The sequence below is a fragment of the Marinobacter nauticus ATCC 49840 genome (assembly GCF_000284615.1).
GTDB lineage: Bacteria > Pseudomonadota > Gammaproteobacteria > Pseudomonadales > Oleiphilaceae > Marinobacter > Marinobacter nauticus.
Window position 1 is genome coordinate 1435587 of sequence record NC_017067.1, and the last position, 26438, is coordinate 1462024.

At 58.0% G+C, this 26438-nt stretch carries 23 protein-coding genes; 13 read left to right on the top strand and 10 right to left on the bottom strand.

Annotated features, from left to right (window positions below; genetic code table 11):
- Positions 1-39 precede the first annotated feature (39 nt).
- Complete coding sequence (sthA, locus tag MARHY_RS06600) at positions 40-1431, top strand: Si-specific NAD(P)(+) transhydrogenase (RefSeq protein ID WP_011785397.1); 1392 nt, start codon at positions 40-42, stop codon at positions 1429-1431.
- Between the two features lie 28 nt (positions 1432-1459).
- Here the strand turns inward: sthA and MARHY_RS06605 are convergent, their stop codons facing one another.
- From MARHY_RS06605 to dusA, 5 genes are all read right to left on the bottom strand, one after another.
- Positions 1460-2233 (bottom strand): glycerophosphodiester phosphodiesterase, encoded by a 774-nt coding sequence (locus MARHY_RS06605; RefSeq protein WP_011785396.1) that lies wholly within the window; start codon positions 2231-2233, stop codon positions 1460-1462.
- Positions 2230-3357: a 3-deoxy-7-phosphoheptulonate synthase gene (locus MARHY_RS06610; RefSeq protein ID WP_014421087.1), complete on the bottom strand. Its 1128-nt coding sequence runs from the start codon at positions 3355-3357 to the stop codon at positions 2230-2232. Before MARHY_RS06610 ends, MARHY_RS06605 begins: the two co-directional genes overlap by 4 nt.
- Positions 3358-3371: 14 nt before the next feature.
- Entirely contained in the window at positions 3372-3821 is a 450-nt protein-coding gene (locus MARHY_RS06615) for a tellurite resistance TerB family protein (RefSeq protein ID WP_014421088.1), read from the bottom strand.
- Positions 3822-3847: 26 nt separating this feature from the next.
- Positions 3848-4813, bottom strand: a complete 966-nt coding sequence (gene tal / locus MARHY_RS06620; RefSeq protein WP_014421089.1) for a transaldolase — start codon at positions 4811-4813, stop codon at positions 3848-3850.
- Positions 4814-4930: 117 nt separating this feature from the next.
- Positions 4931-5944, bottom strand: a complete 1014-nt coding sequence (gene dusA, locus MARHY_RS06625; RefSeq protein ID WP_014421090.1) for a tRNA dihydrouridine(20/20a) synthase DusA — start codon at positions 5942-5944, stop codon at positions 4931-4933.
- A 127-nt stretch (positions 5945-6071) separates the two neighbouring features.
- On the opposite strand from dusA, the gene MARHY_RS06630 reads away from it, so the two are divergent.
- The 3 genes from MARHY_RS06630 to MARHY_RS06640 are packed head-to-tail and all read left to right on the top strand — an operon-like array spanning position 6072 to position 8202.
- The gene (locus tag MARHY_RS06630) at positions 6072-7604 is read left to right on the top strand and encodes an intermembrane phospholipid transport YdbH family protein (protein WP_014421091.1); all 1533 of its coding nucleotides are present in this window, start codon (positions 6072-6074) and stop codon (positions 7602-7604) included.
- Positions 7601-7816 carry a YnbE family lipoprotein gene (locus tag MARHY_RS06635; RefSeq protein ID WP_011785390.1) on the top strand — a complete coding sequence of 72 codons (216 nt, stop codon included), beginning with the start codon at positions 7601-7603 and terminating at the stop codon, positions 7814-7816. The genes MARHY_RS06630 and MARHY_RS06635 overlap by 4 nt, the downstream gene beginning before the upstream one ends.
- A 41-nt stretch (positions 7817-7857) precedes the next feature.
- A complete protein-coding gene (locus MARHY_RS06640; RefSeq protein WP_014421093.1) occupies positions 7858-8202 on the top strand; it encodes a YdbL family probable chaperone protein in 345 nt (114 codons plus the stop codon).
- 3 nt (positions 8203-8205) lie between these two features.
- Here the strand turns inward: MARHY_RS06640 and MARHY_RS06645 are convergent, their stop codons facing one another.
- Complete coding sequence (locus MARHY_RS06645; protein ID WP_014421094.1) at positions 8206-8838, bottom strand: HPP family protein; 633 nt, start codon at positions 8836-8838, stop codon at positions 8206-8208.
- Between the two features lie 210 nt (positions 8839-9048).
- Between MARHY_RS06645 and MARHY_RS06650 the strand changes: the two genes are divergently transcribed.
- Positions 9049-9963, top strand: coding sequence for an ROK family protein (locus MARHY_RS06650; RefSeq protein ID WP_014421095.1), 915 nt, complete (start codon positions 9049-9051; stop codon positions 9961-9963).
- Between the two features lie 84 nt (positions 9964-10047).
- Here the strand turns inward: MARHY_RS06650 and MARHY_RS06655 are convergent, their stop codons facing one another.
- The 3 genes from MARHY_RS06655 to MARHY_RS06665 form a co-directional block, all read right to left on the bottom strand.
- Positions 10048-11100: an NAD(P)H-dependent flavin oxidoreductase gene (locus tag MARHY_RS06655; protein WP_014421096.1), complete on the bottom strand. Its 1053-nt coding sequence runs from the start codon at positions 11098-11100 to the stop codon at positions 10048-10050.
- 37 nt (positions 11101-11137) lie between these two features.
- Positions 11138-11878, bottom strand: a complete 741-nt coding sequence (locus MARHY_RS06660) for a transporter substrate-binding domain-containing protein (RefSeq protein WP_014421097.1) — start codon at positions 11876-11878, stop codon at positions 11138-11140.
- Between the two features lie 76 nt (positions 11879-11954).
- Positions 11955-12395: a methylglyoxal synthase gene (locus MARHY_RS06665; RefSeq protein WP_014421098.1), complete on the bottom strand. Its 441-nt coding sequence runs from the start codon at positions 12393-12395 to the stop codon at positions 11955-11957.
- Positions 12396-12602: 207 nt separating this feature from the next.
- Here MARHY_RS06665 and MARHY_RS06670 point away from each other — a divergent pair, with 207 nt between their 5' ends.
- From MARHY_RS06670 to pelG, 8 genes are all read left to right on the top strand, one after another.
- Positions 12603-13418: an SDR family oxidoreductase gene (locus tag MARHY_RS06670; RefSeq protein ID WP_014421099.1), complete on the top strand. Its 816-nt coding sequence runs from the start codon at positions 12603-12605 to the stop codon at positions 13416-13418.
- A 118-nt stretch (positions 13419-13536) separates the two neighbouring features.
- Entirely contained in the window at positions 13537-16290 is a 2754-nt protein-coding gene (locus tag MARHY_RS06675; protein WP_014421100.1) for a bifunctional glycoside hydrolase/polysaccharide deacetylase family protein, read from the top strand.
- Positions 16291-19479, top strand: coding sequence for a tetratricopeptide repeat protein (locus MARHY_RS06680; protein ID WP_014421101.1), 3189 nt, complete (start codon positions 16291-16293; stop codon positions 19477-19479).
- Entirely contained in the window at positions 19476-20009 is a 534-nt protein-coding gene (locus MARHY_RS06685) for a hypothetical protein (protein ID WP_014421102.1), read from the top strand. Before MARHY_RS06680 ends, MARHY_RS06685 begins: the two co-directional genes overlap by 4 nt.
- 5 nt (positions 20010-20014) lie before the next feature.
- A complete protein-coding gene (locus MARHY_RS06690) occupies positions 20015-21346 on the top strand; it encodes a PelD GGDEF domain-containing protein (RefSeq protein ID WP_014421103.1) in 1332 nt (443 codons plus the stop codon).
- The gene (locus MARHY_RS06695) at positions 21330-22328 is read left to right on the top strand and encodes a tetratricopeptide repeat protein (RefSeq protein ID WP_226374412.1); all 999 of its coding nucleotides are present in this window, start codon (positions 21330-21332) and stop codon (positions 22326-22328) included. The genes MARHY_RS06690 and MARHY_RS06695 overlap by 17 nt, the downstream gene beginning before the upstream one ends.
- Positions 22325-23863 (top strand): GT4 family glycosyltransferase PelF, encoded by a 1539-nt coding sequence (pelF, locus tag MARHY_RS06700; protein ID WP_014421105.1) that lies wholly within the window; start codon positions 22325-22327, stop codon positions 23861-23863. The genes MARHY_RS06695 and pelF overlap by 4 nt, the downstream gene beginning before the upstream one ends.
- A complete protein-coding gene (gene pelG / locus MARHY_RS06705) occupies positions 23863-25239 on the top strand; it encodes an exopolysaccharide Pel transporter PelG (RefSeq protein WP_011785372.1) in 1377 nt (458 codons plus the stop codon). Before pelF ends, pelG begins: the two co-directional genes overlap by 1 nt.
- On the opposite strand, the gene MARHY_RS06710 is transcribed toward pelG, so the two are convergent.
- Positions 25236-26417 (bottom strand): trans-sulfuration enzyme family protein, encoded by a 1182-nt coding sequence (locus MARHY_RS06710; protein WP_014421106.1) that lies wholly within the window; start codon positions 26415-26417, stop codon positions 25236-25238. The genes pelG and MARHY_RS06710 overlap by 4 nt on opposite strands.
- Between the last annotated feature and the right edge of the window lie 21 nt (positions 26418-26438).

A 26438-nucleotide genomic window follows, 5' to 3' on the forward strand; every position in this document is an offset into this window, starting at 1 on the left:
GCTACGCTCTCAGAGTGTAGATAAGGAGTCAGTGCGCGCATGGCAGAGCATCATTACGACGTGGTGGTTATTGGCGCCGGTCCTTCGGGAGAAGGGGCGGCAATGAATGCGGCGAAGCACAACAGGCGCGTCGCCATCATTGAAGACAAGCCTACGGTTGGCGGTAACTGCACCCACTGGGGCACCATTCCGTCCAAGGCGCTGCGTCACTCGGTCAAGCAGATCATCACCTTCAACACCAACCAGATGTTCCGGGACATTGGTGAACCGCGCTGGTTCTCTTTTCCGCGGGTATTGCAGAACGCCCAGAAGGTGATTGGCAAACAGGTGAAGCTGCGCACTCAGTTCTATTCCCGTAACCGGGTAGACCTTATCAACGGCCGTGCCGCATTTGTCGACAAGCACCGGCTGGAAATCCGTGGCAACAAATCCGTGGAAACCATCCATTTCAAGCAGGCCATCATTGCCACCGGTTCCCGCCCGTACCTGCCGCCCGATGTCGACTTCCGTCATCATCGGATCTACAACTCAGACTCCATTCTGAATCTGTCCCACACCCCGCGTACCCTGATTATATACGGTGCCGGTGTCATTGGGTCGGAATACGCCTCCATCTTTGCTGGACTGGGTGTGAAGGTAGACCTGATCAACCCGGGCAGTCGCTTGCTGTCGTTCCTGGATGATGAAATTTCCGATGCCCTGAGTTACCACCTGCGTAACAACGGTGTATTGGTTCGCCACAATGAGCAGTATGAATCCGTGAAAGGTGACGATCACGGCGTTGTACTGTCACTGCAATCCGGCAAGAAGATTCGGGCCGATGCCTTCCTGTGGTGTAATGGCCGTAGCGGCAATACCGAGAATCTGGGGCTTGAGAACGTGGGCCTGACACCGAACAGCCGGGGCCAGCTGGCGGTAGACGAGCATTACCGCACGGAAGTCGAGCATATCTATGCTGCCGGCGATGTGATTGGCTGGCCAAGCCTGGCCAGTGCCGCTTACGACCAGGGGCGGGCGGCCTCGTCTGACATTACCCAGGACGAGTATTTCCGCTTTGTGGACGACGTGCCTACCGGCATTTATACCATTCCGGAAATCAGCTCTGTTGGTAAAACCGAGCGCGAACTGACCGAAGCCAAAGTGCCATACGATGTCGGCCAGGCGTTCTTCAAGGATCTGGCGAGGGCGCAGATTACCGGCGAAGCCGTGGGTATGCTGAAGATTCTGTTCCACCGGGAGACCCGGGAAATTCTGGGGATACACTGCTTTGGTGACCAGGCTGCCGAGATTGTTCACATCGGCCAGGCCATTATGAATCAGGAAGGGGAAGCCAATTCCCTGAACTACTTCATCAATACCACCTTCAACTATCCGACCATGGCGGAAGCCTATCGGGTAGCTGCCCTCAACGGCCTGAACCGTATCTTCTGATCAGACCGTTGCCCACCAGAGCCTTGCTTCAGGCGGGCTCTGGTGAGGTTTCCCGGATCGGCAGATTCAACACCGCCTTGGCCCGGTTGTCGAAAAACATACGGGTGCTGGTGGGGTAATCGGTGATGATGCTGTCGACCCCCATCTCTTCCAGAAGCAACATGTCGTGGATACGGTTAACCGTCCAGGTAGAGACATGCATGTTCCGCCGGTGTGCCGTCTCGACCATACCTTTGGTCAGAATTTTCCAGTTCACACAGAAATATTCACAGCCCAGCCTGGTGGCCAGGTTCAGCGGCTTGGGAAACTTGCGCTCGGCCACCAGACCGATGCGTATGTTTTTGTCGCGACGCCGGATTTCTCGCAGAAACCAGGGATCGGACGAAGTGATGGCGGCCGTCTGGTACAAATCCCGGCGCTGGATGATCTCGGTCAGGCGATTACACAGGATGTTCAGCCTGTGCCGTGCATCCTTTTTCACTTCCAGTTGAAGGTGCTCAATGTCATCAAACTGATCGAGCAGATTCTCCAGCGAGGGAATGCCGGTTTTCCGGGACCATGAGCTGGTATTGCGGCGCGCATCCATCTCGGCCAGTTCGGCGGCGGTATACTTGCCGACACTGCCTTTCTGGCCGGTGGTGCGGTCCACGGTCAGATCGTGCACCAGCACAGGGATGCCGTCTTTAGACAGCACCAGATCCAGCTCAAAATGCCGGATGCCATGCCGGTGGGCATGGATGAAGCCAGGCATGGTGTTTTCCGGAGCCTCTCCTTTGGCTCCACGGTGACCATAAACGATCATTCTGCTGTAGTTTCCCTGAGGCGTTGGTAGATGGCCTGGCGTTTCTTCCAGGTCTCGTGGCACAGGCGAATATCTTCCAGGTAGGCCGGTAATTCGCTCATCAAAAGCGCCTGCGGGCCGTCTACCAGAGCTTTCTCCGGTTTCGGGTGGAAGTCCACCAATACCATGTTTGCACCGGCAATGACGCCCTGTGCAGTTGCGTGCATTACATCCAGAATACCATCCGGTGACTGGTCCCGGCTGCCCACGGAGTGTGATGGGTCCACACACACTGGCATGCGGGTCAGGCGTTTTACCGCAGGCACATGGGCAAAATCCACCATATTGCGGTGGGGCAGGCCGGCCTCGGTTTTCATACCGCGTAAACAGAAAATGACGTTGGCGTTGCCCTCGCTGGCCAGATACTCGGCTGCGTTCAGGGATTCATTCAGGGTGATACCGAAACCACGCTTGAGGAGCACCGGGTAGGTGCTCTGCCGGCCAATGGCCTTGAGCAGTTCGAAGTTCTGGGTGTTGCGGGTGCCTACCTGCAGCATCACGCCGGTTGGCCGGCCGAGCTTTTCCAGGCAAGTGTCGATTTCCTCGATATGGCTTTCATGGGTGATTTCCATGGCAATCACCTTGATACCATGCTTGCCTGCTTTCTCGAACACCCAGGGTAGACAGCCCTTGCCGTGGCCCTGGAAGGAGTAAGGGTTGGTGCGCGGCTTGTAGGCCCCCATTCGGGTACATACCTCGCCGTTGTCTTCCAGCGCCTGCAGCATCATTTCCACATGCTCGGGCACGTCCACCGCGCAAAGGCCGGCGAAAATGTTCAGGTTGTTCTGGCTGAACTCCACGCCGTTATAAGTAAACCCACTCTGACGTTGGTCATCCTTGTGGCGCCCAAGAATCCGGTAATCCTCGGAAATCCGGATGGCGCGTTCCACCGCCGGCAGGGCTTCAATTTCTGCTTTTTCCAGGGATTTGGTGTCGCCCAGCAGGTAGATTTCGGTCAGTCGCTGGCTGGCACCCTGAATTTCGTGTACCCGGATACTGACGCCCGGAAGGTTTTCCAGGTATTCCATGGTCTGGCGATAGGCTTCACTATCGAGCGCGGTATTGGGGTGAAGAATGGCTAACATGGAATCTCCTTGAATCAGGATGCGGATTCTTCCGCCCGGTGCCGGGCCTGCATGAACTCGCGATGATTAAGATGCAGCAGGTCTGCCATTCGGCGAATAAGGTGTTCCTCGTATTTGTCGATACGGCCGTCGGCAAAGGCAACCCGCCAGATACTCTCCAACAGGGACTGCTTCTGTTGCTGATCCAGATGATCGTTAATCTGCCCGGTAAACTGATACAACGATGTGGCGTCTTCGGCGTGGGCGAGGGCATCGTGCAGGATTTCCTCAGCCTCTTCCCGGGTAATCTGATGAGCCTTCACCGCACAGTCGACAATGGTCTTCAGTTCCCGCTCGTCTTCCTGGTTATCGACCCGTGACAGTTGCACCATCAGGGCGGTGGCTGCCACGGCCAGTTGATGTGCATCCGGCTCGACCGGCTCTGACTCGGCAACGGAAAACAGTTTCTTCAGGCGTTCGATCATGGTCAGTTACTTCTTTTCAACAAATGTCAGGCCGCCTGGGCGAGCTGGCGGACCCGGTGCTCCAGTTCGATCTGGTCTGCCGCAAAACGGCGAATGCCATCAGCCAGCTTTTCGGTGGCCATGGCGTCTTCGTTGGATTCCCAGCGGAACTGCTTCTCGTTAATCTGGCCCGGCTTGTCGGGCGAGGAAGCCGTCTCCGGGTTGAGTTTCCTGGCCAGAGTGCCCTGATCATCCTTCAGCTCCTGCAGCAGTGCCGGACTGATGGTGAGCCGGTCGCACCCGGCCAGCATTTCGATTTCGCCGGTGTTGCGGAAGCTGGCACCCATTACCACTGTGTTGAAGCCATTGGCCTTGTAGTAATTGTAGATGCGTGAAACCGAGAGTACGCCAGGATCTTCCTCGGCCGGATAGCTGTCGCGCCCGGAGCTGGCGAGGTGCCAGTCGAGGATACGGCCCACGAACGGTGAGATCAGATGGGCGCCGGCCTGGGCACACGCCACTGCCTGCACAAAAGAGAAGAGCAGCGTCAGGTTGCAGCGGATGCCTTCTTTCTCAAGCTGCTCTGCTGCACGGATACCCTCCCAGGTGGAGGCAATCTTGATCAAAACACGGTTAGTGTCCACGCCCTGGCGGTCGTAAAAGTCCACCAGGCGGCGGGCACGTTCCAGAGTGGCGGAGGTGTCGAAGGACAAACGGGCATCTACCTCGGTGGAGACCACGCCCGGAATCAGCCCGAGAATTTCCTTGCCGGCCAGCACCGCCAACATGTCTGTTGCGACCGTAAGTTGTTCGGCATCTGCCCCGCCGTGGTTGGCAGCGTAGGCCACGGCCTTTTCCAGCATGGGCCGATACGCCTCAGAGGCCGCGGCCTTCAGCAACAGAGAAGGGTTGGTGGTGGCGTCTTCCGGGCGCCAATGCCGGATGGCATCGATATCGCCGGTGTCTGCCACAACCGTGGTCATGGTTTTAAGCTGTTCGAGTTTGCTGTTCATTCGTCCTGTCATCCCGATGGTTCGGTGTTATTCGGGCACTCATCCACAATGCCCTTTTAACTCCTACAATAACGGCAGCTTACGACAGTAACAAGACAACAAAAGGTATGGTGGCGCTCAGGTTTCCAAACTGGGTTCCGGTTCTCTGACTTTCGCCAGCGCCTGTTCGACCACTTCCAGCCCCGAGCCGGGTTTGTTGGCATTCTCACTCAGATGACGGCGGAACTGCCGTCCTCCCGGCTGCCCGAGGAACAGGCCCATGATATGGCGGGTAATGTGGGTGAGGTACACGCCCCGGTCCAGTTCCTGCTGAATGAACGGGAACATGGCCCGGAGCGCCTCATGGCGACTGGTAACGGCCGGTGGCTCGCCGAAAAGCTCAGCGTCGACCTCGGCCAGCAGCCAGGGATTGTGGTAGGCCTCTCGCCCCAGCATCACGCCATCGGTGTGGGCCAGGTGCTCGTGGCACTCCCCGAAGGTTTTTATGCCACCGTTGATGATGATTTCCAGGTGCGGATAGGCCTGTTTCAGACGATACACCCAGTCGTATTTGAGCGGTGGAATATCCCGGTTCTCCTTTGGGCTCAAGCCTTCAAGAACGGCGATGCGGGCATGCACAATGAACGTTTTGCAGCCGGCTGCCGCCACGGTTTCAATAAACTCGCACAGCTCCTCCCAGGATTCCCGGCCGTTAATGCCGATGCGGTGCTTTACCGTAACCGGAAGGTCGGTGGCCTCAATCATTGCGGACACGCCCTCTGCTACCTTGTCTGGATGGCCCATCAGGCAGGCACCGATCATGTTGTTCTGCACCCGGTCGCTGGGGCAGCCCACGTTCAGGTTAACTTCGCTGAATCCGAACTGTTGCGCCAGCCGCGCGCAATGGGCCAACTCGTTAGCGTCGCTGCCGCCGAGCTGAAGCGCCAGCGGATACTCTGAAACATCGTGGCGCAGAAAGCGCTCGGTATCGCCATGGATGAGCGCACCTGTGGTGACCATTTCCGTATAAAGCAGCGCCCGCTTGCTGAGGATGCGGGCCAGGTAACGAAAGTGCGGGGTGGTCCAGTCCATCATGGGGGCGACGCAGAAGCGACGGGACAGGGCCTTTGTGGTGGCTTGCTCAGAAGTCATCGTATTCCGGATACAGAAAAATTCGGAGTGGAGTCTAACACGAAATATGATCAGCCCTGCCTCCGTAGTATCCTAAGTCCGGTTCTCTATACCTGCATGGAGCAATCCAATTTATCGGAACGACTGGATGATGCCGCGCTCGCCAAGATCCCCAGCCAGCTTCTTTCGGGCCCTCTGGTTCTGTTTGGTTGCTGTGGTGGCGGGTGCCCTGACACTCTCTCAGGCAAACGCCACGCCATGGACGTTCTCGCTCCAGCAAGGTCGGATGGACCTGGCACTGCCTGACTATGAAATCGCCGGCTGGAAAGCGACGGGCATTCACGCAGATATCGTCAATTCCGTTGAAGCAAGTAACAAGCAGGTCGGCGTTACCTTCCGCCCGGGGTCCCGGCTGACGATAGCCCGCATTGCCCGGCAATCCGGAAGCACCCCCGCAGAGTTAATTGATGTCCAGCTGAATCTCGCGGATACCGAGGTAACCGTTGATCTTGGTGCCCCGGGTGCTATGCCGGAACGCACCCGCATCTCCGGAAATGTGCGCATCGACGTAGCGGAAGTCCGCCACCCGAGCCTGAAGCCCCAACGCTGGTGGTTTCAGGGCAAGGCGAGCGGAACGCTGGCAGATCTGGAACTTGAAGGGACGCTGAATGCCAGCTCCGGCCTGACAGCCAATCTCGTCTTGCGTAGCGGGTCGGAGAGCAACTTTACAGCCGACATCCGCACGACCATGGCTGCGCAGAAAGCCGGAGAGGCGCTTGCGGCCACGCTCCTGAACTGGCCGGAATTGCTCTCGCTGGACAATGGTGAACTGACACTTCAGGCAAATCTCAGGGTGGAGTCCAATGAACCACTGGCGGCGGATGCCTGGTTGGATTTTAAGGATGTGTCCGGGGTAATGGACCGTACGGCGCTCACCAACCTGAGTGGGCGCCTGTTGTTTGCCCTGGAAGCGGACATATTAACCGCCGCCCTGCGAGACATCCGGATAGGCGAAGTCGATTCCGGAATCGGCATCGGGCCGATTCAGCTCCTGGCGGATTACGAAGCCAACCTGGCTGCGCCGCTCAGGGGGCAGCTTGCCGTTCAGCAGGCGACAGCCGAGTTTCTGGGTGGCCGGCTTCGCGTAGCGCCGCGCACTGTGGACCTCTCGAATCGTCCCTGGCATGTTCCCATTGATGTCTACGATCTTTCGCTGGAGCGACTGCTGCAGGCGTATCCGGCAGAGGGCTTCTCAGGCACCGGCACCTTGACAGGCCGCATCCCGGTAGCGGTGACCGACGCTGGTGTGCGAGTAGACGAGGGCGCACTAAGGGCGGTATCGCCCGGTGGCAAACTCATCATGCCGGCCGAGCGACTGCAGGCCATGTTGGGCAGCAGCGATGCCATGGATCTGGTGGTGCAAGCTTTGCAAAACTTTCACTATTCGGTGCTGGAGAGCACGATAGACTACGATGAAGAGGGCAAGCTGGCACTCGGCCTGAGGCTGGAAGGTGAGAATCCGGATCTTCGTGGCGGGCAGCCGGTTGTGCTCAACATCAATCTCGAAGAGGATATCCCCGCCCTGTTAACCAGCCTTCAGCTGAGTGGCAGAGTGAACGAAGCCGTGACCGAAAGGGTTCGGGAGCGGTTACAACAATCCGGGCAGGAGGCAGTGCCATGACAAACCTATGGCGTTGGTGCCGGCCACTGGCGGCCAGAACATTCCTGGTTTTAATGTTGCCGCTGGCGCTATTCGCATGCACACCCACTGTGCAGATGGCGGCACCGAAAGAACCGATTACCGTCAACCTGAACGTAAAGATTCAGCATGAAATCTACGTGAAGGTGGACAAAGAAGTGGACGAGCTGTTCAGCGAACAGGGGCTGTTCTGAGCGACACCGGACAATGCCAAAGGCTGATCAAGGGGTTGAATATGAAACGACTGATACAACTGGGCGCCTTTGTACTGGCGCTGGCTATCGCGATACCGGCGCTGGCCATGGGGCTGGAAGAAGCGAAACAGAGACTGGACACTGCTAAACAGCAGGGCCTGGTGGGGGAAACCCCAACCGGCTACCTGGACGTAGTGCGCGCAGAAGGCGATGCCCAGGCCGTGGTGAAAGCCATTAACCAGGCCCGCCGGGACGAATATACCCGCATTGCTGAAAAACACGACATTCCGGTGACTCAGGTTGAGACGGTGGCCGGTCAGAAAGCTATTGAAAGAACGCCTGCAGGCCAGTTTGTATTGATCAACGGCAAATGGGTGAAGAAGTAAGTCTCAATCGGCCGCTGATGCCTGCTGCCGAATGGGAGCGGAACTCGTGCTGGCCGACCAGAGCGGATAGGGAATACCTGCCAGCCGGTTCATCACAAAAGCATGGATCAATAGCAACGCCACCCCCGCCATGAGCACGGGCAGCTGCGCCGGATTGGGCATCAGGCCCAGGGAAACGATCAGTGCCGTGGCACCGGCCGGAGGGTGAGCAACCCGCAACACCACCATCAGACAGCTGGTAAGCCCCAGCGACAATGCCGCCGCGCCCACCCGGGGCAGATCAACACCCGTCATGAATGCCGATGCTTGCCCCTGCAGTCCGAAAACATACAGAGCAAGTAAGCCCATGAGGGCGCCGATCAGGTGACCGCAGAGTGTGTTTCTGGGGGACGCCGGTTGCGCCATGGGTACATAGAATAGAATAAAGGCCGTGGCACCGAGGGAGGGGAAAATGAAGGCTTCCTGCGTGACCAGCGCCACAAAGGACACCAAAGCAATACTGAACCCGCCATTAACCAGGTTGAACACCGCCATCACCGTGGTACGGCTGTACTTGCTCGCCATGCGCTCCAGGTGCAGTGCCTGAACCAGGCCTTTGGCCAGTTGCCAGCGGAGTTGCTCGTTCCTGCGTCCCATACTGCCTGTTCATGCCCTTATTTGGTGCGTTCAAGGGGGCGGGATGATAGGCACTGACGAATATCAAGGCAAACAGGGATTTTCGATAAAGGTTAAGAGCTTGATGAATAACCTGTGCTTTTCTCAGAAAGGTAACGCTTAAGCCTACCGGGTTTCCTTTCTGCGAATAACACCGTATTTTCTGGGAAACCGTTGAACAAAGAGTGCGGCATGGGAAGCAACTGGCTGATAGGCATTGATCTGGGAGGCACCAAAACCGAAGTCATCCTGATGGACCGGCAAAGCCAGGAGCATTATCGCCAACGCGTACCGACCAGTGTTGGCAACTATCAAGCCACCCTGCAAACCATCCTCGCCCTGGTAACACTGGCCGAAGCCCACGCTGGTGCCGCCGGAATACCCGTGGGCATAGGCATACCCGGCAGCGTTTCGGGTAAAACCGGGTGCATTAAAAACGCGAACTCCACCTGGCTGAACGGCCAGCCCATGCAGCAACACCTGCAAGAATTACTGCAACGGCCCGTAACCCTGACCAACGATGCTAACTGCCTGGCGCTTTCCGAAGCCACAGACGGAGCAGGGCGCAACCACCAAACGGTATTCGCGGCCATACTGGGCACTGGCTGTGGCGCTGGCATCAGCGTGAACGGCCAGCTGCTTACCGGACCCAATGGTGTAGCCGGCGAATGGGGCCATAACCCGTTACCCTGTACACCGGAAGCCGATCTGCAACAGCGCTCCTGCTTTTGTGGCCGGTACGGCTGCAACGAAACCTTTCTTTCCGGAACCGGGTTGTCACTCACTCACAAACTCCGCACCGGACAGCAACTGCCCGCTCACACCATCGCTGGAAACGCACGAAATGGCGACCCGCGGGCCACCGACACCCTGAAGCAATACCTGGAGCACCTGGCCCGGGGCCTGGCCGCCGTTATCAACGTGCTGGACCCGGACATCATCGTGCTGGGTGGCGGCATGAGTAATGCGGAACAGATCTATCGGGAACTGCCGGGAAGGCTTTCGAGCTATGTGTTTGGGGGTGAGTGTGATACGTCGATTGTGAAAGCCGCCCATGGAGATTCCAGTGGGGTGAGGGGGGCGGCTTGGTTGACCTCTCCCTTCTAGTTTATCGTAACCGGAAGATCAAACCGGCGATATCAATGCTTGATGGGGTACGGTGGTTTACCTGGCTGCAGACAAACCTTCCAGTTAAAGCATAAGCTGTTTCACCAACTCCCCCGCCGGAACCTCCCTGCACCCACTCACATTCTGCCCACTCCACAACGGTGAAAAATCGCCGGAGCCCGCCGCTTCAGCCGCTGCCCTGAGCGGCGCGATGGCGTTGGTTGCCAGTGGAAATGCCGGTGCGAGATCTGATATTGGCCCGAGTTCTCGCATTATCCGGTTCACAATGCCCCGGGCGGGGCCGCCGGAAAACAGGTTTGTCAGGGCGGTGTGCCTGGCCTGCGGGCTTTTGAGTGCCTGCCGGTGCAGGGGGCGGGTGGTTGCCTCGGGACACAGCATAAACGCCGTGCCAATCTGCGCTGCCGCTGCGCCAAGCTTCAACGCGGCCTGTACTCCCTCTGCAGTTGCAATGCCACCGGCCGCGATAACGGGAATGTTCACGGCGTCCACAATCTGAGGCAACAGGGCGAAGGTGCCCATTTGTGTGGTCATGTCCCTCGTAAGAAAAATCCCTCGATGACCGCCCGCTTCCAACCCTTGGGCGATAATTGCGTCTGCGCCGTGTTGTTCCAGCCAGATGGCTTCCTCCACAGTCGTGGCGGTAGAGAATATCTTCGCCCCGGCTTGCCGGACTCTATCCAGCAATGCCCGTTCTGGTAGCCCGAAATGGAAGCTCACCACTGCCGGGCGGAAGTCTTCAACAATAGCTGCGGATTCTTCGTTGAAAGGCATGCGGCCGGGGCCGTTGCTGATGGTGGCTGGATCTATCTCGAATTCTTGGTAATAGGGCGCCAGTGCCTGCCTCCATCCGGCCTCCTGCGAGTCATTCGGGGCGGGCGGTGTATGGGCGAAAAAATTGAGGTTATAGGGGCCACCCTGGGTGGCTTCATTCAGTGCCTGAAGTTCTGTTTTCAGTGCATCGGGGCCGAGCATGGCGCAGGGCAGAGAGCCGAGGCCGCCGGCGTTGGTAACTGCGGCTGCCAGGCGGTAATCCTGAACGCCAGCCATGGGGGCCTGGATGATGGGTTTTTCTACGTGCAATATGTCCAACAGTGGATGCGGCCAAGATCGGGGCATAATGTGGGATCCTTAAAGGCGGTTTTCCGATGCTGAGTCAGCTTTTGCTGTGTTGATGTCGACGGAGGGACTCCAGTACTTCGGCTTTGATTCCTTCGCGTTCAAGTTGTTCGAGAACCTTGGCGAGTTGATCAGCGAGCACAGCATGTCGCTGGTTAAGGTAGTGGTAGAACGTAAAAGTCGTCACGGGCTTTCGGATCGGCTTTAGCCGATGCCAATGTTCGTTTGACAGCGGTGATATGCCCTCAACATCCGAGACGAAAGCCACGTCAACTCTCCCTAGCTCCAGTAGGGAGCGGACCTGATCGTAATCGTCTGCAAGAATAGGCTCCATGCCGAGCTCTCTGGCTTTGTCCTCGGCGATGATGGCCCCCCGGAGTACAGATACCCGAAGAGGTTGATTCTTGGGAGAGTGTGGCAGGTCGTGGGTTTCTGTCTCCCGGACAACGGCCAGAAGCTTGCCCTGGAGAAGAGGGAACTCAACCCTCACGAGGTTTGGGTAATTCGATGCGACGGCATCAACCCGGTAGAGGTCGCCATCCAGGCCGCCATTGTCGGCCAGCAGAAGAGCGCGTTTGGTGGGCACCTCCATCACGGAGACACCGACACCCAAACGTTGGTAGGCGATTTCCAGGATTTGCCTTGCGGCTGTTGCACTGGGCACCCCCTCAATGGCCGCCAGTCTGACTTCTGCCGGCAACCCGTTGGCCATCGTATGGGGCGCAACGAATGCCAGAGAGGCAAGCACTGCGATCAGTAATCGGCGTATTGCTTCCATAGTCTTTCCCCTCGGCTCCTTTCAAGGGTGTCCCTACATGTTAGTTCCGATCTGGACGTCTGGCTGTTTTTTTCGGTTACTGAACTTTGCGACCAGTGTATTCCGAGAAGTCCGGCTTCTGTGGCTGGTGCTGGTCGTCGGTCATGTAGGCAGAGGTCAGCACGAACTCTGCGGTGGCCCGGTTGCAGGCAACGGGGATGTTCCAGAGGGCGGCTATGCGCAGCAGGGCCTTGATGTCCGGGTCGTGGGGCTGGGGTTCAAGAGGGTCCCAGAAAAACACCAGCAGGTCGATTTCACCTTCAGCAATCTTGGCGCCGATCTGTTGGTCGCCCCCCAAAGGCCCGCTCAGCAGACAGTTGAGATCGGTTCGTCCGAGGCTTTCACTCAGTAGCCGGCCAGTGGTGCCGGTGGCGTACAAACGCAACGGGGCAAGGCGGGTGCGGTTCTCGTTCGCCCAGTCCACCAGTTCCTTCTTCTTGTTGTCGTGTGCCACCAGGGCAACGGATTTTACGGCCATGTTGCGTCCTTAATCTGTGAGGTTCCGTCAAAAGGGGCAGAGTGTTTCATAAACGCGTGGCCCGGGAAATAGGACGATGGCGGCATCACACCGGCACCGGCTACGTCAATAGCCAAACACGGGGCATTGGCCGGCATTGAAGGCATGGAGGATTATGCTGGCCGGGGGTACGCTGGCGGGATAACAAGGATTTGCGGAGCGTGTGGTATGGCGGGTGGTAATGTACAGAAGAAGTCTGCGAGCAAGGTATACATCACCGGTGGTGCCAGCGGAATTGGCCTTGAACTGGCGCGGTCTTATCTGCGTTCAGGGGCAGAGGTTACCCTGTTTGATATCCAGCCCATGGAATCCGCTGTGGAGGTGTTGGCAGCCCTAGCGGGGCCGGCATCCATTCGAACATTCGCCATGGATGTGACCAAACCGGGCGGAGTGAGAGAGGCCTTTGCCTCCGCGGCGGAGTCTTCACCGCCAGATCTGGTCATTCACTGCGCGGGAATCGCCATTGCGGCCGATTTCGAGGCCATAGACGACGATGCCTATGCTCGGGTAATTAACATCAATCTGGTCGGCACGCGCAATGTGGTGGCCGGTGTCCTGCCCCATTTGAAAGCAGGTTCGCAGCTGGTTCTGGTTGCATCCATGGCCGGATTGGTGGGGTGTTATGGCTACGCGGCTTATTGTGCTTCCAAATACGGAGTGGTGGGGTTAGCTGAGGTGTTGCGCATCGAGCTGGCAACGCGGGGCATTGATGTCTCTGTGGTGTGCCCTCCGGAAGTGGAAACGCCGATGGTAGAGGCGGAGCGCTTGAATCGCCCCAGGCAAACCGAAGCGCTGAAGTTGATGGCCGGCACCTTGCCTTTGAATGTTGCCGTGGCGCAGATCCGCAAAGGTATCGATCGCCGTCGGTTTATGATTATTCCGGGTTGGCGGGCCAGGGGGCTTTGGTTTACCAACAAGCTGCTCCCCGGGTACTGGACGCGAACGCTGGCTGATTATCTTGTCAGCAGGTCGTCGCAGTCGTAGGTTGTTGATGCGGGTGATCATTTTTTGGCCGTTTAATGTATGACCTTTGTCAAGCCCATGGTACCCTAGGCATCTTCTTTCTTTGCTGCCTGTTTGGCTTGTTGGTTGCGCTGCCTCCATGACGTTTTTCAGAGTTCTGACGGTTCTTTCACTCCTTTTCCATGTGCCGGTTTTATCCGCCGAGAGCCCCAGAAATGTTGGCTTTTATTATGGCCATGAGTCACCTATAGGGCCACTGTTTGTCTACGACTGGCTGGTGTTGCAACCGGATCAGGCCACAGATGCCCGGCTGTCTTTGCTTTCCCGGGGAGGCACTGCGCCCCTGGCGTACGTTGCGGTTGACGAGATTGCCAAATCTCACGCGCTTTTCCCGCAAGTAGATCCGGCCTGGATCGTTGGTCGCAACAAGGCCTGGGGGAGCGTGATTCTGGATATCCGCAAACCCGAAGTCCGGCGGTTTCTCGTGGACAAACGCGTTGTGCCGGCGTTGATGCGAGGCTTTGAAGGGGTTTTTCTCGACACGCTCGATAGTCACCTGATGGTGGAGGCCGGCAAGGTAGACGCATTGAGCTTCGCGCAAGCGCAGGCTGATCTGATCGCCGATATCCGTGATAGGTACCCTGAAGCTGTCATGATTATTAACCGCGGCTTTCATCTGCCAGTCCGGGCGCTTGATCAGGTGGATGCGCTGGCGTTCGAGTCCTACTTCGAGGGCTTTGATCCAGAGTCGGGTCGCTATCGCCCGGTTCCTGAGGAACATCGGGAATGGCTGGATGCTCGTATTGCCGAGTGGTCGGCTCGATATCCCGAAAAGCCCGTTATTGCCATTGATTACACAGCGACGCCACAGTTGGCTCAAGAAACGGCCGATCGTCTCCGCGATCGGGGCCTTTTGCCGGTGGTCAGCAACCAGGCGCTGGATCGATTAGGCCCGACGTCGCCAGAGACGATACGCCGACAAGTGCTGGTGTTGCATGACCTGCCGCCGCAGCAAGCGGATCAGAGTCAGGCCCACAGCCGTTTGGGCGTTGTTCTGGAATACCTCGGGTTTGTACCGGTATACCGCTCTGCTCTGGAACCTCCTTTATCCGAACCCGTGCTCGACCGGTATCACGGCGTGGTTGTCTGGTGGGAAGCGGGCACGGCTCATAGCCGCCTGTGCCAGTGGCTGGGAAATAGTGTTCAAGACCAGTTGCCATTGGTTTTAATGGGGTTAATGCCCGCAGCTCCTGCCTGTCAGCGACTCGTTTCTGGCCAGCGCATGCGGGTCCCGGAGGGGATGCTGCAGGTTTCTGCACTTCAGGAGACGGTTGGCAGGTTTGAAGGTAATCGTCTGCCGGCGCGGGTTCCTCTGGCAATGCCGTCCGCCCTGGATACTTATGAACCATGGATTCTGATTGAGGACAAGAACGCGCGATCCTACTCCCCGGTATTTATTCGCCCGGAGGGGGGCGTTGCGCTAAGCCCGTTTTTGTTTGAGCCAGGGCCAGACAATGCGGCGTATTGGCTGTTTGACCCGGTACGGTTTATGGCCGATGCATTGAAGCCGGAGATTCACCCTGGCGTGGATGCAACGACGGAAGCCGGTCGACGCATCGTCACGGCCCACATCGACGGCGATGGAGCGGTTTCCCGGGCTAACCTGCCTGGAACCCCGCAAGCCATCAAGGTGATCCTGGACAAGATCATCCGTCACTATCCCATTCCCCATACGGTTTCCGTCATCGAAGCGGAAGTCTCGGAGCGCGGGGTCTATCCGGCAGAGAGTCGGGAGGCGTTGGAGACTACGCGGCAGATCTTCCGGGAGCCGAATGTCGAGGTGGCTTCTCATACGTTCAGTCACCCGTTTTTCTGGCGCATGATGGAAGGTGGGGAAGCGCCGACGGCCGAACAGGCCGCCTACGGATATGCCATGGAAGTGCCGGGCTACGAACCGGATCTGAAAAGGGAAATCCCGGGTTCGGTGGCCTTTGTTAACGAGCTGACGCCTGACGATAAAGCGGTTCGTGTCTTTCTGTGGAGTGGTGATGCCCGGCCCGGTAAAACGGCGTTGCGAATGGTGAGGGAGTTGGGGCTGGTCAACGTCAACGGTGGTAATACCCGGCCGTTGAAATATGATTCTACCCTCGCGGCGGTCTGGCCGGATGCCCGCCTGGTGGGGGATGAGCTACAGGTTCATGCGCCCGTGCTGAACGAAAATGTCTACACCGATCTATGGACAGGCCCGTTCTATGGTTATCGTAACGCCCGGGAGAGCTTCGACCTGCTGGACGCCCCATACCGGTTGAAACCCAGCGGGATCTATTATCACTTTTACTCCGGCACCTACCCGGAATCGATCAAGGCGCTTCATGAGGTCTATCAGCATGCGCTGGACAAGCCAAATTCGCCGCTATACCTGAGCGAATACGCCACGCGGGTCCAGGCCCGCTATTACAGCGTTACGACCAGGGATGACGATGGCGTATACCGCTGGAAAGGGGTGTACACGCCAACGACCGTAACACTGCCCGATTCTCTGTATCCGGATATGAAAAAAAGCACCGGTGTTGCCGGCTTCATCAGGCATGGTCAGAGACATTACGTTCACCTCACAGGCCCCGGCGCAGCGCTGGCGGTGAGTGAGGTCGCCCCTCAGGGCGTATATCTGGAGTCTGCCAATGCCAGGTTGACCCGTTGGGAGCGCGAGCAGGTTTCCGGGGCGACATCGCGCGTTACTGTCTCGGCAAATGGCCATGTGCCTGTGGAGTTCCGTTTTGGTGGCGCTGAATCCTGTCGAGTGGTAAGTGAGCACCCGGCCACCCGCCTGAGCCCGGTGGCTTTCAGGTTGTCCGGTAAAGCGGTGTCGAACGTTGTGGTGGAGTGTAGCTGAGTGAGGCGAAGCTCTTCCCGTCCCAATCTGTTTGGGGTTCAGGCGTTGGCGGTGATGGGCTTGCTGGCCATTGCGTTGCTGTACGTAGTACACCCGAGGGAGGCGTTTTTTGACCAGATCGGCAGCCTTGAGAAGCCGGATGCGCTCTCCCTGGCTTACCTCACCGTGTTGCTGAATTCTGATTCTGATAATAAAGAGTTGCGCTATCGGCTTGCCCAGATGCAATCGGATGTTGGTGAATCCGAACAGGCCATGGCAACGTTGAGCCCCTTGCTCCATGAGCCGACAGTGTCGCCGAAAGCCGTGGAGCTGGCCTTGACGTTGGCCATTCAGAAACTGGCGGCTGCGACTGATGAGCCTACCCGCGCTGAGCGAAAGGCTGACCTGCTGGTTCTGGTTGAGCGGCTGCTTGGGGGCGCAGGGGCCCATCCCCGCGTACACAGGAGCGTCGAGACGGTGCTAGGCTGGCTCACGCCGGATGAGCAACTGAGTTTGCTGCCGACGTTGATTTCATCAGCGGAGGGGCAAGACCGGTTGTGGTTAGTGATGTCGCTAGGACATGCTCAGGTCGCAGCCGGGAACCCGGCAGGCGCTGCGGAAACCCTTGCCGGTATAGTCGACCAGTTACCCGCTGGGGAGCAGGACAAAGCGGCCAGGGAGCTGGTGCGACTATACCTTGCCTCCGGTCAACCCGTCCGCGCGCTGGATACCTTTCAGGCCCGGAATCTGATGTCTCCCGGAGCCGCGGGGCTGCAAGAGGCCATTCAGTTGGCCCGATTGGCGGGCAAAGACGGTCTGGAACGACAATGGCTAGAGTCGTTGGTGCGACAGTATACGGCCGATATCACCGAACTCCGTCGTTTGCGAGCCCTGCAGTTGGGGCAAGGAGATCTGGCCCAGGCGGCAATGACGGCTGAGCGCGTTGCCGGGATGCCGGCGGCCGTGGCTGAGGATCGAATCTGGGCCGCCAGGGTATTGGAGTGGCGAGGGCAGCCGGAGAAAGCCCTGGCCCGCTGGCAGTCGCTTTATCTTTCTGCCGGTCACCCCGAGGCAATGCAGCGCGCAACAGCGCTTGCTCAGGAACTGTTTCGTTGGCCTGAACTGGTGAAAATTCTCGAGACGGCGAGGGCAAGAGGTGAGCTTGGGGCCGATGGTTACCTTGTGCTTGGTGATGCCTATACCAGAGCGGTGGAGCTGGACAAGGCAGTTGCGGTGCTTGAGGAAGCACAGCGAAAGTATCCCTCCGTCGCCGGGTTCAAGGACCGCCTGTATCAGTTGTACGTCAACAACAATCGTTATCTAGACGCCATTGCCCTGTTCGAACGGCAGGATGTGCTCAGTGAGGGAGACCGATTGGTTCTGGCCAATCTGTATTGGCGAACCCGGCGCGTAGAGCGAGCGTTCGAAACCCTGTCGGTATCGTTCCAGAATCCGGAGTTCGCTGCAGAGGCAGAGCTGATGCGGCTGGACCTTCTGACCATGCTGGGGGATGTCGACAAGATCCGCGCTGAGTATTCGCAATTGATGGCTGGTTCCTGGCGGCAGCATGGACCTGGTGTGGCGGATCGGCTAATCGGCCTGGCCGCGCAGTTCGGGGATTATGAGCGTGTTGCGGAGCTCGCCAGGTACCGGTTTCAACGTACCGGGAATGCCCGTTACATCCCTATTCTTGCCGATGCACAGGCGAATACGGGGCAGTGGGAGGCGTTGGAGCGTACGCTGGCGCAGTGGCAGTCAGACCCGGCCCACCGTCAGGATGGCCTTTACTGGACATTCCGGGGGCGACTGTTTGAGCAGCGGGGCAAGGCTGATGACGCAGAGAAGGCCTATCGACAGGCGCTGCGTCTGAATCCTGGAAGCGAGGACATCCTCAGCGCGTGGGGCTGGCTGCTGGTGGCAGAACCTCAGCGCGAGAGCGATAAGCTGAATGCCATTCTGACAGAACTGTCATCGCAATCCGGGCAGAGACAGTATGCGTTGCTTGGGTATGGATACTCGGCACTTGGTCAGGATAAGCGGTCCAGGTACTGGTTACAGAAGTGGCGAACGGAGAATGCCGTTGAGCCCCGCGCCCTTGAGGAGCAGGCGGGTCTCGCCCAGAGTCTTGGCGATCAGGCGAGTGCTTTTCATCTCAGACGTCTTGCCGCTCGACAGGTTCCTCGACGCGTCGAGCCAAGAACCCCGTCACGGCAAAGAAGCCCTGATGAGCTTTCCTCCGGATACAGGGTGCAACCGGTGTTTGGTTCCGAGAACCGGGCTGCCCAGTTGGGCTGGCAGCAGGAGCGCATCAGCGACATGGCTGTGAATCATTGGTTCGGCGCTTGGGACTACAGTTCGGAACGCTATCGGCTGACCGGGCGAGCGGCCCGCGTTGATGCCAGCGACGACACGAGATTCAGGAAGGCTCCCGAACCGTCCAGGGAGGCCATGATCGAACTTCAGAATAACGCCACAGATTGGTTGTTTACGGCTGGACTCGGGCACGTGGGGCGTCTTGACGGCGATGAATTGCGTACAAAGTTTGAGGCCCGGTTCCAACCACTGGGCCGGTGGCAGATGGCAATGGGGTATCATTCGGGGGAGCGTTCGACCGATTCGGCAGAAGCCTGGTGGCTGGTTTCCAGGGATCGCGCTTCGTTTGAGGGCCTTTACCAGCCAGACAGTCGAACGACCGTTGGGGCGCGGTTAGAATCACTGTCATTTGATGTCGGTTCGCAAAGTAGCGTGGCGGAGGGGCAGCGACTTGAGGTATTCGGTAGTCATCTCTTGGCTCGCCGTTATCCGGATTGGAGTGTGCGCGCGGAATATGTGCTGCAGGATCTGAATCGACTAGAACGCCTGGAAGGCTCAGTGCAATCGCTGTTTGAACGACCGCTCCAGACCGGTGAATTGCTCACCGAACACTACGAGCGCCTGTCTGTCGGTATGCGGTGGCAAGAGCATTCACCTCACTCGTTGCTCGAGCAACAGGCTCAGCCAGGCTGGTTCCTGGATGTGAACACCGGCTATGTTCTTTCCACCGATACCGTCGAGTACGGGCTTGGCGGCGGTGTAAGCTGGTCGCTATTCGGGGATGACGAGATCGCGCTATCTGCCGGTTATGCGTCGGATAGTCTGAGTGGAGACAGCTCGCTGGACGCACGTGTTACCTATACCTTGTTTTTCAAAACTGCGGGAGAAAACCGATGATTCTTTTTCGACCTTTGCTGCTGGGGCTACTGTTTGTCGCCCTGAGCGGTTGTTCTACCCTGATCACGGAATCGGGTGACACGCCTGTCAGCCTGGCGGAGCAAGTGGCGGTTGTGCCTTTTGTTAATCTCTCGGAGACCCCTCAGGCTGGTGATCGGGCCGCCAGTATCGCGGTTGCCATTCTGCGAGCGGAGGGGGCTGGCCGGGTAGAGCTGTACTTGCCCGAAGACCAGAATCCACTGATGTATGAGAGTCAGGCTCGTCAGGCTGAAGCGATGGACATGGCGGATCGGGACGGGGCTGATCTTATCGTCACGGGAACGGTGGAAGAATGGCGTTATAAGGCGGGTTTCGACAGCGAACCCGCGGTTGGCGTGACAATGATTGTCAGACGCTCTGGCAGTAACACCATCGTCTGGTCCGGAACAGCAGCTCGCACGGGATGGGGGCGGGAGAGTCTCGGAACGGTTGGGCGTGAGGTGCTTCAGGATCTCATTGATGCCATGCCTTTGGTTCGCGGCGAAGACTGATACTGATGCAGGACACCCGGGCAACTACGACAGTGGCACAATCGGGGCCCGCCACCGAGGTGCATGGCTGGCTGAAATGGCTGGAAGTCGTTCTGGTCACAGGCCTGTTTCTCGCGGCAGGCTTCTGGCTGCGACCTGACGATCCGCTCCACGTTGGCAATACGTTTGCGTGGCCGGTTCTGGCGCCCTTGTTGATTGGCCTGCGCTACGGCTTTTTCCCGGCTCTGATGTCGAGTCTGTTGGTGCTGCTTGTGGCTGGGTGGCACTATGACAAGGCCGCTGCCACGGCTTATCCGTGGGGATGGGCCGCCGGCATGCTGGCGTGTGGGCTGCTGGCCGGGGAGTTCCGGGACTACTGGGAACGTCAGTTGCGCCGGGCCAACGCAGTTAACGAATACAGTCTCCAGCGCCTGGAAGAATTTACCCGCAACTTCTACCTGATGAAGGTGTCCCATGATCGTCTTGAGCAACAGTTAGCCGGGAGCTCCGGCAGCCTGCGGGAAGCGCTGAGACGACTGTATGGCGAACTGTCCCAGACCCGCTCCGAGGGTTTGAATGAAGAAAGCGCGGCCCTGATGTTGCGGGTTCTGGCTCGATACGGCCAGCTCCAGACGGCCGCCATACTGGCGGTGGAAGGAAACCGAAACATTCAACCGAAAGCGTTGGCCACGGTTGGCGACTATGAGGCGGTTTCGGAGTCCGATCCGCTGATTCGATATGCCATGCAGGAAAGAACTCTGGTGTCGGTGCAGACAGAGTTCCGCAAACACCTGAAAAAACTGGATACCGATTTGCCGGTTGTGATCCCCCTGATCAGTTCTACCGATGACCTGGTGGCGCTCTGTGTGGTGGAGTCCATTCCATTCTTCAGTTTCCAGAACCGGACGCTTCGTTTGATGGCGATTCTTGCCGGGCATATGGCGGATATGCTGTGCCAACGGGATCAGACGATGGCAGGTTCTCATGAGTGGCAGAGCCTGTGTTCCCAGGCGCGTCGCGCAGCCAGAGATGCAGAGGCCTTTGGCTTGCCTTCCGTGCTGCTTAAGCTACAAGTGAACGAGCAGGATCTGGCAACCCTCGCGGACAGGATGACCGGCTTGCTGCGGGGGCTTGATGTGATTGCCGTTAACCGAGCGAACGAGAGCCCCAGCGTGGTCCTGTTGATGCCACTGACCGATGAATTGGGGCTTGCCGGGTATCTGCATCGACTGGAACTGGATATCCGGGAAAATGCGGGCCGTTCACTGTGGGATTTTGCCAGTCAGCAGTCACTGGTGGTAAAGACGGAAGCCCAGGTCGCAGAGTGGCTGGCTCGTGAGGGTGGCGCGATTGACTAGCTACTGGTTGTTACCGTTTGGACTGGTCTCAGAACTGGGTGGTGCGGTTGCACTGTTTACCGGTGAGGATTCGGTTCGGGCAGTGGGTGGTTATGTCGTTGCCCATGCTTTGTCTTGCGTGGTGTTTACGCTTGCTCTGCTGGTCCTCATGCCTCAACGTTACCGAAAACAGCGCTGGCGGCCCGCAGTCTTTCTGTTTTCGCTGCAGTTTGCGATTCCCCTGGTGGGCAGTCTTGGCGTGTTTGTCGGTATTCTGCTCGCGCTGTATCTCCCGCGCTCGAACCGGGAACTCCCGTGGCAGCAGGTGCCCATCCCTGAGTTGCCTTTCCGGCCTACCGATATGGGCAGTCAGGTTGTCTATACCGAGGGTGGTTTGCGCCAGGTTCTGAGAGAGGCGAGTGATCCGGGTAAACGCCTGAAAGCTTTGTTGGCCAGCCGACAGATGGAAGGCCGGGAGGGAGTTGATATTCTCCGGGAGGCACTCAAGGATCCGGTTGATGATGTCCGGCTGCTGGCGTATTCCATGCTGGAGCAGAAGGAAAAGGCACTGGTGCAGGAGGCTGAGCGCCTGCAGAGCCAGGTGACGGAAGCCGCTGACCCGAAAGCGCTCGAGCGCATGAATCGCCGTCTGGCACAAACCTGGTGGGAAACCGCCTATCTTGGATTGGCTCAGGGCAGTCTCAGGCAGTACTACCTGGAAAAGTCGCGGGACCTCCTGGTGAAACTGGTTGCCACCTATGACGAGCCCTCGGACTGGCAGCTCCTGGGGCGGGTGGAACTGGCGTTGGGGCGGCCCGAAGAAGCACGTGATGCCTTCGAAGTCGCTATTGATAATGGCGCCCGTCAGGAACACATCCTGCCTTATCTTGCTGAAATCGCGTTTCTGGCCAAGGACTACCAGCGGGTCAGGTTCTATCTGGCCCGGTGCGCCCATGGTCACAATCATCCGGCGATCACTCCTCTTCTCGAAGCCTGGTTATGAGTTTGTTCAAACGAAAGCAGCCGTATATCGCGGACATCGCATTGCTGTTAGAAGGCACCTATCCGTTTATACGGGGAGGCGTGTCTTCCTGGGTACACCAGATGATCTCGGGACTTCCGGAATACCGGTTTGCCCTGGTTTTTCTGGGGGGCGATCCCAGCCATTACGGAAAGCAGCAATACACCCTGCCGGATAATGTCACCCATCTGGAGTGCCACTACCTGATGGACACCCAGGTTCGGGAAAAGCCGAGGCCGAGGGACGGAAACAAGCGGGCCTTCCAGAGTCAGCGGCGGCTGCACGAGAGTTTCAAGGCCAATGAGGCGGTGCCCGAGGAGGTGCTCACGCAGGTATTCAGAGACCTGGGTGAGCCCGGGGGGATTACCCGCAAGGATTTTTTGTACAGCCGGGAGAGCTGGCAGGTCATTGAAGACAGTTTCCGTGCCTACTGCACCGAACCCTCTTTTGTTGACTATTTCTGGACGATCCGAACGATGCACGCGCCGCTGTTTACGCTGGCAGAGATTGCGAAGAACATGCCCAGGGTAAAGATGGTGCACTCTATCTCAACCGGGTATGCCGGTCTGCTCGGTGCAATGGTGAGCGACCGATACCGTATACCTTACCTGATCAGTGAGCATGGCATTTACACCAAAGAACGAAAGATCGATCTATCCCAGGCACAATGGATTGACGATCCGGAGGACCAGGTGAGTGCGGCACTTAACGACCAGTTGGGCTATATCCGGCGTCTCTGGATACGCTTCTTCGAGGTGGTGGGAAGGCTGGCTTACCAGAAGGCCGACAGCATTGTCTCGCTGTATTCCGGTAACCAGGCTCGCCAGCACCAGGACGGGGCTTCGCCGGAAAAAACCTGCATTATCCCGAACGGGATCGATCCTGAGCGTTTCAGGGAACCACGGGAGCAGCGGTCGGAGGCCATTCCCAAGGTGCTTGGGCTGGTTGGCCGCGTCGTCCCGATCAAGGACATTAAAACCTTCATCCGGGCGATGAGAAGTGTCTCGGAGCAAGTGCCCGAGGCTGAAGGATGGATCGTCGGGCCGGAGGATGAAGACCCCGCCTATGTGGCTGAGTGTCGTAACCTTGTGACCAGCCTGGGATTGGAAGGCCGCGTTAAATTCCTGGGTTTTCAGAATGTCAGCGAGATTTTGCCCCAACTGGGTTTGATGGTGCTTACCTCGATCTCCGAGGCGTTGCCGTTGGTCATACTTGAGGCCAATGCCGCGGGGCTGCCGTGCCTTGCCACGGATGTCGGCGCCTGCCGTGAACTCATTGAGGGAATGAGTGATGAGGATCGGGCTTTGGGTGCCTCGGGCGCTGTCGTTCCGATCGCCGACCCTGAAGCGACAGCCAGGGAAGCGATTCATCTGCTGACGGATAGTGAGGCCTGGCGGGCAGCCCAGGCCGCGGGGTTGGAGCGGGTATCACGCTATTACACTTTGGACAGTATGTTCGATCAATACCGCCGCCTCTATGAGGCGTCGTTGAATCCGGCGAGTGGGGGAGAGCGTTAGTGGCGGGTATCGGTTTTGAGCTGAGGCGAATACTCCGGCGGGAAAGCTTTGTGAACCTCCTGGGCGCCTATGGTCTTGCGGGCATCATCAGCTCGGGGCCCTGGGTGCTGTCGGTGCTCGGGGTTATGATCATCGGGGTCCTGAGTTTTGCGCTCGAGGCAAATCAGGGATTCGTGGTCCAGTTTCTGGTGTCGGTCACCTATCTGATGGCGTTCTCGCTGATTCTCTCCGGGGTGTTTCAGCACGTTTTCACGCGCTGGGTCGCAGACAGGCTCTACGAGTCCAAGCGTAACCTGATACTGCCCAACCTCATGGGGGTTATCTGGGTTTCAACCGCCGCGTCTTTCATGCTCGGCGTTGTTGCTGCTATCTGGTTTATGCCGGGCACCAGTTATCTATACCGGCTCCTGATGCTGGCGAATTTTGTGGTGCTGTGTAACCTTTGGCCGGTTACCATTTTTCTCTCCAGCATGAAGTCCTATCGTCGTATTGTTGTTGTCTTCGCGCTTGGGTATCTGGTTGCTATCGTTGCCTCGGTGCAGTTGCGTGATTTCGGCATTGAAGGGTTTTTGCTGGGGTTGCTGCTGGGCCACAGCCTTTTGTTTTTCAGTTTCTTTTACACCATCATCCGCCAGTATCCGGGTACCACGCTCATCCGGTTTGACTTCACCAGGCGTGCCCAGATCTTTCCCACCCTGATCTTTACCGGGCTGCTCTTCAATGCTGCGGTATGGGCCGACAAGCTGATCTTCTGGTTTGTGCCGGAAACCTCAGAGCCGATTATCGGGCTTTTGAGAGCGTCGATTATCTATGACATTCCCATTTTTCTTGCCTACCTTTCGATCATCCCCGGTATGGCGGTTTTTCTGGTGCGAATGGAAACCGATTTTTCCGAAGCATACGACCGGTTTTATAACGCCGTTCGTGAGGGCGATACCCTGGAGCGAATCAACCGGTTTCGGGATGACATGGTTCTGGTCGCCAGAAACGGCATTTATGAGATCATCAAAGTGCAGGGAATGACGGTGATCATTCTGTTCCTGTGGGGGGAGGAAATTCTCTCTGCCCTGGGTATCTCCACACTGTACCTTCCACTGTTCCACATTTTCCTGATTGCGGTGGCCATGCAGTTGATTCTTCTTGCGATACAGAATGTACTGTTTTATCTCGATGCCCGGGGGATAAACCTGATTCTTTGCGCCCTGTTCCTCGGTACCAATATCGTATTCACACTGATCACCATTGAGTTGGGCGCCGCCTTTTACGGATACGGCTATGCGGCGGCTACCCTGGTCTCAGCTCTGGTTGGACTGGCGCTGCTGTCCCGCAAGTTCGATGAACTTGAGTACGAAACCTTCATGCTACAGGGGCGTTAACACCCTTGTGTAAGGGCATCATTCAGGTCCTGTATCAGATCGGCTGCATCCTCGAGCCCGACTGACAGACGCAGCATGCCATCGCCAATGCCCCGTTTGAGGCGCTCTTCCCGGCTCAGGCCGTGATGGCTGGTGGCGCTCGGTTGGCTCACCAGGCTTTCTACGCCGCCCAGGCTGGTGGCGAGCAGGAAGACTTTCAGGGAGTCCGCCACTTTTTCGGCTGCCTGCTGGCCACCGTCCACTTCAATACTGAGCATGCCGCCGAAGCCGGTCATCTGCTGTTTGGCCAGGTCGTAGCCTTCGAAGGAAGGCAGGCCCGGGTAGTGTACTTTGGTGATTCTCGGATGTTGTTCCATCGCTTGAGCGATTGCCATGGCGTTCTCGTTGTGTTGGCGCACTCGTAATGGCAGCGTGCGCAAGCTGCGGGAGAGCAGGGCGGCGGTTTCCGGGGCAATCAGCTGGCCCAGGTTCTTGCGCCAGGCGACCACGGGTTTTGCCAGGCTTGCAGAGGTCATCAGGGCACCGGCGGTCAGGTCGCTGTGGCCACCCAGGTATTTTGTGGCGCTGTGCAAGACGAGGTCTGCGCCCAGTTCCAGCGGTTTCTGGTTGATGGGGCTGGCGAACGTATTGTCCACCGCCACCAGCGCGCCGTGCTGGTGGGCCGTTTCAGCGATGGTACGAATGTCCAGGATCGCCATGTTCGGGTTGGCCGGGGTTTCGAAATAGACCAGCTTGCCCGGTTCGTTCAGTGTTTCCGCCAGTTGGTCCTGCTCTTCACGGAACAGGAAGGTCACTGGAATGCCCAGCGCCTGGCAGTGATTCTTCAGTAGTTCCTGTGTGCCCCCATACAGATCGCCTACACACACAATTCCATTACGGCCATGGGCCAGCAGGGTTGCCGAAATTGCCGCCATGCCGGAGGCAAACCCCAGTGCTGCTTCAGCATTTTCGAGCCCGGCCAGTCCCTGTTCCAGTTCCTGGATGCTCGGGTTGGTGCCCCAGCGAGTGTACAGGTTACCGTCGCTTCGCCCCTCAATCACATCCAGCAAGTCTGCCGTGTTTTCAAACCGGTAGGTGGTGGTGTTGTAAACCGGCGAGTAGGGGCTGCCGAAGGCATCCTTATGGCGGCGATTGTGTATGATGCGAGTCGCGGGGCCTTGGTTGTTCGGGGTGGTCATGGTGGTTCCTACGCATTTGGT